Origin of the sequence: Pseudomonas sp. NBRC 111133 (assembly GCF_001320605.1) — a bacterium.
GTDB lineage: Bacteria > Pseudomonadota > Gammaproteobacteria > Pseudomonadales > Pseudomonadaceae > Aquipseudomonas > Aquipseudomonas monteilii.
The window spans coordinates 199017-206780 of record NZ_BCBJ01000062.1 but is presented as its reverse complement, the minus strand read 5'-3'; the positions used below and the strand labels follow the sequence as shown (position 1 = coordinate 206780).

Sequence of the window (7764 nt, the reverse complement as noted above, 5' to 3'; positions counted from 1 at the left end):
CCCTTACACCAGGTCGGAGGCAGAGATGATTATCTCGCACCTCTACGCGACTCTTCAGAAATACTGCCAGATCTACGCTGCGTTCTTCGAGTTCTGCCTCTTCACCGGTGTCCGGCCTGGTGAAGCCATGGGCCTGAAGTGGGAGGATGTCGACTTGGATCAGCGATCAGCAACGATTCGCCGGATCATCGTCAATCGGGCGCCCGAGGAGCGCACGAAGACCAAGTATCACCGGGTGGTGTTGCTCAACGAGCGCGCGCTGAACGCCATCAACCAGGCCCAGCGGATGGCGACACTTCGACGCATGGCATCCAAATCGGCCCACCCTGTAAGCGCTTTTGTGTTCCAACCGAGCAAAGGTGGGCTGTGGATCAACGAGCCAAGTGTTACAATCCGCCACTTCAAATCAGCGCTCAAGGCGCTGAACATCCGTGAACGCCGTCAGTACGACACCCGCCACACCTACGCAACCATGTGCCTAATGTCTGGAATGAACCCTGCGTTCATAGCGAACCAGCTTGGCCACAGCGTTGAGATGTTGCTTTCTACCTACGCGAAATGGATCAGCTCCTCCTCGGACTGGAGGGAGCTGGAGAAGCTGCCGCCCCGAGTCGAAATGGCCCAAAATTGGCCCAAAACTGACACGAAGGCCTAAATACACCTCTGGAACCCCCGCAGGACAAGCACTTGATCTCCACAGCTAACATCACCATGCAGTTCGGCTCCAAGCCGCTGTTCGAAAACGTTTCCGTCAAATTCAACAACGGCAACCGCTACGGCCTGATCGGCGCCAACGGTTGCGGCAAGTCGACCTTCATGAAGATCCTCGGCGGTGACCTTGAACCATCCGGGGGCCAGGTCATGCTCGAGCCGAACACCCGCCTGGGCAAACTGCGCCAGGACCAGTTCGCCTACGAGGAATTCACCGTGATCGATACGGTGATCATGGGCCACGGTCAACTGTGGAAGGTCAAGGCCGAGCGCGACCGCATCTACTCGCTGCCGGAAATGACCGAGGAAGACGGCATGGCCGTCGCCGAGCTGGAAACCGAATTCGCCGAAATGGATGGCTACACCGCCGAATCCCGCGCCGGTGAACTGCTGCTGGGCCTGGGTATTCCACTGGAGCAACACTTCGGCCCGATGAGCGAAGTGGCACCGGGCTGGAAGCTGCGTGTACTGCTGGCCCAGGCGCTGTTCTCGGACCCGGACGTGCTGCTGCTCGACGAACCGACCAACCACCTGGACATCAACACCATCCGCTGGCTGGAAACGATCCTCACGGCGCGTAACAGCACCATGATCATCATTTCCCACGACCGGCACTTCCTCAACAGCGTCTGCACCCACATGGCTGACCTGGATTACGGCGAACTGCGCCTGTTCCCAGGCAACTATGACGAGTACATGACCGCAGCCACCCAGTCGCGCGAGCAACTGCTGTCGGACAACGCCAAGAAGAAAGCCCAGATCGCCGAGCTGCAGACCTTCGTCAGCCGCTTCTCGGCCAACGCCTCGAAGGCCAAACAGGCGACTTCGCGCGCCAAGCAGATCGACAAGATCCAGCTGGCCGAGGTCAAGCCGTCCAGCCGTGTCAGCCCGTTCATTCGTTTCGAGCAGACCAAGAAACTGCACCGCCAGGCCGTGGTCGTCGAAAAAATGGCCAAAGCCTTCGACGACAAGGTGTTGTTCAAGAACTTCGACATCACCGTCGAAGCGGGCGAGCGCGTTGCCATCATCGGCCCCAACGGTATTGGCAAGACCACGCTGCTGCGCACCCTGGTCGGCGAGATGACCCCGGATGCAGGTTCGGTCAAGTGGACCGACAGCGCCGAAGTGGGCTACTACGCCCAGGACCACGCCCACGACTTCGAAGACGACATGACCCTGTTCGACTGGATGGGCCAGTGGACCTCTGGCGAGCAGGTGATCCGCGGCACCCTGGGGCGCATGCTGTTCTCCAACGACGAGATTCTCAAGTCGGTGAAGGTGATTTCCGGTGGTGAGCAAGGCCGCATGCTATTCGGCAAGCTGATCCTGCAGAAGCCGAACGTACTGGTGATGGACGAGCCGACCAACCACCTGGACATGGAGTCGATCGAAGCGCTGAACCTGGCGCTGGAAAACTACCCGGGCACCCTGCTGTTCGTCAGCCACGACCGCGAGTTCGTATCGTCGCTGGCCACGCGGATCATCGAGCTGTCGGCCGATGGCGTAGTGGACTTCAGCGGTACCTATGACGACTACCTGCGTAGCCAGGGTGTGCTGGTCTGATTGATGGGGCGGCATGGCCATCGGTATGGCTGAGCCGGCCTCTTCGCGGGCATGCCCGCTCCCACAGGTAATGCGCAGGCCTTGAGTACTGTGCGGTAGCTGTGGGAGCGGGCGAGCCCGCGAAGCATCCACCGCCAGTCCCTCAGGCTGGCATTCCCCGACGAATAATTCGTTAGCCTGCTTTCATTTCCTTCCTGTAGCAGCCATCATGGACCCACGCCCAACCGCCCGCCCGCGAAAGAGCCCATGACCGCGCAACAACCCGCCCCCACCCGCAATACCCTGCACATCACCCTGCAGATCCTGTCGATCGTTTTCTACACCTTCATTGCCTTCCTCTGCATCGGCTTGCCGATTGCGGTACTGCCCAGCTATGTGCATGACCAGCTGGGTTTCGGCGCGGTGATCGCCGGGGTGACCATAGGCCTGCAATACCTGGCCACCTTGCTCAGCCGCCCGTTTGCCGGGCGCGTTGCCGATACGCTTGGGGGCAAGCAGGCCACACGCTTCGGCCTGCTGGGGATTGCCGGCTGCGGAGTGTTGACCCTGCTGTCGGCCTGGACCCTGACACTGCCACTGCTGAGCCTCGCGTTGCTGCTCGCAGGCCGTTTGCTGCTGGGCATCGCCCAGGGGTTGATTGGTGTAGCCACCTTGAGCTGGGGCATCAGCCAGGTCGGCCCCGAACACACCGCCAGGGTGATCTCGTGGAACGGGATCGCCTCGTACGGTGCTATCGCGATAGGCGCCCCCTTGGGCGTACTGGCCGTGGACGTGCTGAACTTCAGCGTACTGGGGCCCGCCTTGCTGGTGCTGGCCGTGGCTGCCCTGCTGGTGCTGCGCAAACGTCCTGACGTGGTGGTGGTGCGCGGCGAGCGCCTGCCCTTCTGGTCCGCGTTCGGCCGTGTCGCCCCGTGTGGCCTGGGCCTGACCCTCGCCTCGATCGGCTATGGCACCCTGACCACCTTCGTCACCCTGTACTACCTGGAGCGCGGCTGGGCCGGCGCTGCGTGGTGCCTGAGTGCGTTTGGTGTGTGCTTCATCCTTTCGCGGCTGCTGTTCGTCAATGCCGTCAACCGCTTTGGTGGCTACAACGTGGCGGTCGCCTGCATGGCCACCGAAGTGCTTGGCCTGAGCTTACTATGGCTGGCACCTTCACCGGCCTGGGCGCTGGTCGGCGCAGGGCTTACCGGTTTCGGGCTGTCGTTGGTGTACCCGGCGCTGGGCGTCGAGGCAATCAAGCAGGTCCCCAGCAGCAGCCGTGGCGCGGGGCTAGGCGCCTATGCGGTGTTCTTTGACATGGCCCTGGCCATCGCCGGGCCGGTAATGGGCGCAGTGGCCGTGCACTTCGGCTATGCCTCGATCTTCTGCGTGGCGGCCCTGCTGGCCTTGGCCGGGGTGGGCCTAACGCTGTTGCTGTCGCGGCGCGCCCGCCTCGGCTGAGCGCTCGCCCGGTTGCGGTGCACCCAGCGCCTGACTGAAGAACGCCGCCGTTTCGCGCTCTAGCGAATGATGAATATGGCGGCGGTCCACGCCCTCGGCATCTTTGCACAGTACGGGCATTCGCGTGTATTGCTCGGCGTCGCAATGGGCCATGAACACAAAGTGGCCAGCGCCGGCCAGCAGGCGGTAATCCGGCGTAACCGGCAGTTTGCGGGCCAATGCTTTGGCGTTGCGGTCCACGGCCACCAGTTGATCGCTGTCTCCGCTATAGATGAGGGCGGGTACCTGCACCCCAGCCAGGGCATGGCGCCCGAACAGCAAGCTTAACGGGGCCATCAGCATCACCGCCCCCACCCGCTGGTCTGCCTGCGGCGCCAGCTCGCTGCGGTCGGCAATCAGAATCCCGTGGGTTTTGCAGGCGTCGGCGTCGTTCGGGCGTTCCAGGCAGTACTGCCGCAGGCGGTCCAGATCGGGGCGCGCACCAGACAGTATCAACGCGGTTTCGCCGCCGGCCGAATAGCCGATCACACCGACCTTGCCTTCATTCAGGTAAGGCCCGAGCAATGCATCGTCACGGGCAGCACCGATGGCAGCGCTGACTTGCAGTGGCCGGCCATAAAGATTGCTCAAGGTACCCAGGCGACTGTGGTCGCGGACGTTGTCCCCCGGGTGCACGACCGCTACCACCACGAACCCCTGGCGCGCCAGGGACGTGGCCAGGTAATGCAAGGCCAACGGACTGCCGGTGTTGCCGTGGGACAACACCAGTAACGGGAACTGGCCCATGGCAACGGGTGCCTCTTCAGCCACCTCGACCGGGTAGCCGTCTATACGGCTGCGATGGGTTGAACCAACGGCCGGGTAAAAAGCCAGTGCTTGCATCGGCCGGTTATCGACCGGGTCGGCCAGTGTCATGTGGTGCAGGCCGGCCACCCATGGCGCAGCCTCGGCGTGGGCCAACAGGCCGCCGAGCAGCGCCAGTGCCAACATGCAGCGTGGAAGGGTCATCGGCCGGCGGTTCCTTGCAGGGCGAAGTGATAGCCCAGCATAGAGCCGGCCTAGCCGGCACCGCATGAAAACTGGATGAAACCGTCGTCATGCATGTGGCGTGCGCGCCCTATGCATTTGCGCATGGCGTCGAACCCGTGGCATAGATGGAGGTCCACGTCTTTACGTGACCGTTTCGCGCCATTGAAGGAGATTCATGCATGAGCAAGCCCGCCTATGTGCCACCCAAGGTCTGGCGCAACGACGCAGCATCCGGCGGCCAGTTCGCCAGCATCAACCGCCCGGTTGCAGGCCCGACGCACGACAAGGACCTGCCGCAGGGCAAACATCCGCTGCAGCTGTATTCCCTGGCCACGCCCAATGGCGTCAAGGTCACCGTTGCCCTTGAAGAGCTGCTTGCTTTGGGCCATCGCGGCGCCGAGTACGATGCCTGGCTGATCCGCATCGGCGAGGGCGACCAGTTCTCCAGTGGCTTCGTACAGGTAAACCCCAACTCGAAGATCCCTGCCCTGCTTGACCGAAGTGTCGAACCACCTGTGCGGGTGTTCGAATCGGGGTCGATCTTGCTGTATCTGGCGGACAAGTTCGGTGCCCTACTGCCGAAATCGCCGGCTGCACGCACCGAAAGCCTGAACTGGCTGTTCTGGCAGATGGGCGCAGCGCCTTACCTGGGCGGTGGCTTTGGCCACTTCTACGTGTATGCGCCAGAGAAATACGAGTACGCCATCAACCGCTTCACCATGGAAGCCAAGCGTCAGCTGGATGTACTCGACCGCCGCCTGGCCGAAAGCCGCTACCTGGGCGGCGATGAGTACAGCATTGCCGATATCGCCGTGTGGCCATGGTATGGCCAGTTGGTGCGCGGCAACCTGTATGGCGCGGCGGAGTTCCTGGCGGTTGACGAATACCCGAACGTGCAGCGCTGGGCCGAGGAAATTGCCCAGCGCCCGGCTGTGCAGCGAGGTACCCGGGTGAACCGGACCTGGGGAGATGAAGACAGCCAGGTGCCTGAGCGGCATTGCGCGGCGGACCTGGATTGAGGGCTAGTCGGGGTCGCTACGCGACCCCAACAATGCTCGCCTGCATAAAACCATTTGCCCCCGCGCAAACCTGCGTCCGTCAAGCCCTTCTTGTACACTCCTCGCATTAGCCCCCACCTGCACATTTTTTTGGTGAACGCATGATCGAGGTAACCGAGGTTTCCATTGCCGAGCTGCGCGACGCACTCGAGTCGGGCCGCACGACGGCGGTCGAGCTGGTCAAGGCCTACCTGGCGCGTATCGACGCCTACGATGGCGCCAACACCGCCACGGCCCTGAACGCCGTGGTGGTGCGCAACCCTGAGGCGCTGAAAGAAGCCGAGGCCTCCGATGCCCGCCGCGCACAGGGCCAGGTGCTGAGCCCGCTGGACGGCATCCCCTACACCGCCAAGGACAGCTACCTGGTCAAAGGCCTGACCGCTGCTTCCGGCAGCCCTGCCTTCAAGGACCTGGTCGCCCAACGTGATGCCTTCACCATCGAGCGCCTGCGCGCCGCCGGTGCCGTGTGCCTGGGCAAGACCAACATGCCGCCCATGGCCAACGGTGGTATGCAGCGCGGCGTGTATGGCCGCGCCGAAAGCCCGTACAACGCCAACTACCTGACCGCGCCGTTCGCCTCGGGCTCGTCCAACGGTGCCGGCACCGCCACCGCCGCCAGCTTCAGCGCCTTCGGCCTGGCTGAAGAAACCTGGTCCAGCGGCCGTGGCCCGGCGTCCAACAACGGTTTGTGCGCCTATACCCCATCGCGCGGAGTGATTTCGGTGCGTGGCAACTGGCCGCTGACACCGACAATGGACGTGGTGGTGCCTTACGCCCGCACCATGGCCGACTTGCTGGAAATCCTCGATGTGGTGGTAGCCGATGACGCTGACAAGCGCGGCGACCTGTGGCGCTTGCAGCCTTGGGTGCCGATTCCGGCTGCCTCAACGGTGCGCCCTGCGTCTTACCTGGACCTGGCCGTGGATGCCGGTGCCCTCAAAGGCAAGCGCTTTGGTGTGCCGCGCATGTACATCAATGCGGATGCCGAAGCTGGCACCTCCGAAAAGCCGGGTATCGGCGGCCCGACCGGCCAGCGCATCAACACCCGCGCCACGGTGATCGACTTGTGGCAGCAGGCGCGCCAGGCCCTGGAAGCGGCCGGTGCCGAAGTGCTGGAAGTGGACTTCCCGCTGGTGTCCAACTGCGAAGGCGACCGCCCGGGCGCACCGACTGTCTACAACCGTGGCATTGTCAGCAAGGAATTCCTGCACGACGAACTGTGGGAATTGTCCGGCTGGGCCTTTGACGACTTCCTGCGTGCCAACGGTGACCCCAAGCTCAACCGCCTGGCCGATGTCGATGGCCCACAGATCTTCCCGCACGACCCGGGCACCCTGCCCAACCGTGAAGACGACCTGGCTGCCGGCATGGACGAATACGTCAACATGGCCAAGCGTGGTCTGAAGACCTGGGACCAGATCGAAACCCTGCCTGACGGTCTGCGTGGCCTGGAAAAAACCCGCAAGCTGGACCTGGAGGACTGGATGGACAATCTGGGCCTGGACGCGGTGCTGTTCCCGACCGTTGCCGACGTGGGGCCGGCGGATGCCGACGTTAACCCGGCCTCGGCCGACATCGCCTGGAGCAACGGTATCTGGGTGGCCAACGGCAACCTGGCGATCCGTCACCTGGGCGTGCCAACCGTTACCGTGCCGATGGGCGTGATGGCCGACATCGGCATGCCGGTGGGGCTGACCTTTGCCGGGCGGGCTTACAGCGACAATGCGCTGTTGAGCTTTGGTGCAGCCTTCGAGGCGACCGGCTCGCGCCGCATGATCCCGCCACGCACCCCAGCCCTGGGCTGAGTTTCACCGGTGCCGCGTTGCGGCCCATTTGCGCAAAAACGGCCCCCACCGGTATTGCAGCGCCCTTGAATGCGCAGCAATACCTGTGGGTGGAGATTACGATAGTCACATGCACCTGATCTACTAAGCCCGCTGCAACCGGAAAAATGCCCTCGCAA

6 protein-coding genes are annotated in these 7764 nt (G+C 63.2%); 5 read left to right on the top strand and 1 reads right to left on the bottom strand.

Annotated elements, in window-relative coordinates:
- From APH36_RS13540 to APH36_RS13530, 3 genes are all read left to right on the top strand, one after another.
- Positions 1-655 (top strand): site-specific integrase (locus APH36_RS13540; protein WP_256219223.1); only part of this gene is annotated, 655 nt, incomplete at its 5' end.
- A gap of 32 nt (positions 656-687) precedes the next feature.
- Complete coding sequence (locus APH36_RS13535; RefSeq protein WP_016715632.1) at positions 688-2274, top strand: ABC-F family ATPase; 1587 nt, start codon at positions 688-690, stop codon at positions 2272-2274.
- A gap of 177 nt (positions 2275-2451) precedes the next feature.
- Positions 2452-3714 (top strand): MFS transporter, encoded by a 1263-nt coding sequence (locus tag APH36_RS13530; protein ID WP_367616164.1) that lies wholly within the window; start codon positions 2452-2454, stop codon positions 3712-3714.
- Here APH36_RS13530 and APH36_RS13525 read toward each other — a convergent pair.
- The gene (locus tag APH36_RS13525) at positions 3676-4722 is read right to left on the bottom strand and encodes a dienelactone hydrolase (protein ID WP_060499039.1); all 1047 of its coding nucleotides are present in this window, start codon (positions 4720-4722) and stop codon (positions 3676-3678) included. The two genes, APH36_RS13530 and APH36_RS13525, sit on opposite strands and share 39 nt — an antisense overlap.
- Before the next feature lie 200 nt (positions 4723-4922).
- Between APH36_RS13525 and yghU the strand changes: the two genes are divergently transcribed.
- Complete coding sequence (gene yghU / locus APH36_RS13520; protein ID WP_060499038.1) at positions 4923-5762, top strand: glutathione-dependent disulfide-bond oxidoreductase; 840 nt, start codon at positions 4923-4925, stop codon at positions 5760-5762.
- A gap of 140 nt (positions 5763-5902) precedes the next feature.
- Positions 5903-7606, top strand: coding sequence for an amidase (locus tag APH36_RS13515; RefSeq protein ID WP_060499037.1), 1704 nt, complete (start codon positions 5903-5905; stop codon positions 7604-7606).
- Positions 7607-7764: the final 158 nt, after the last annotated feature.

Coding starts and splice junctions, on each gene's coding strand:
- APH36_RS13525 (WP_060499039.1), bottom strand. CDS start 4,722: ATGACCCTTCCACGCTGCATGTTGGCACTGGCGCTGCTCGGCGGCCTG.
- yghU (WP_060499038.1), top strand. CDS start 4,923: ATGAGCAAGCCCGCCTATGTGCCACCCAAGGTCTGGCGCAACGACGCA.
- APH36_RS13515 (WP_060499037.1), top strand. CDS start 5,903: ATGATCGAGGTAACCGAGGTTTCCATTGCCGAGCTGCGCGACGCACTC.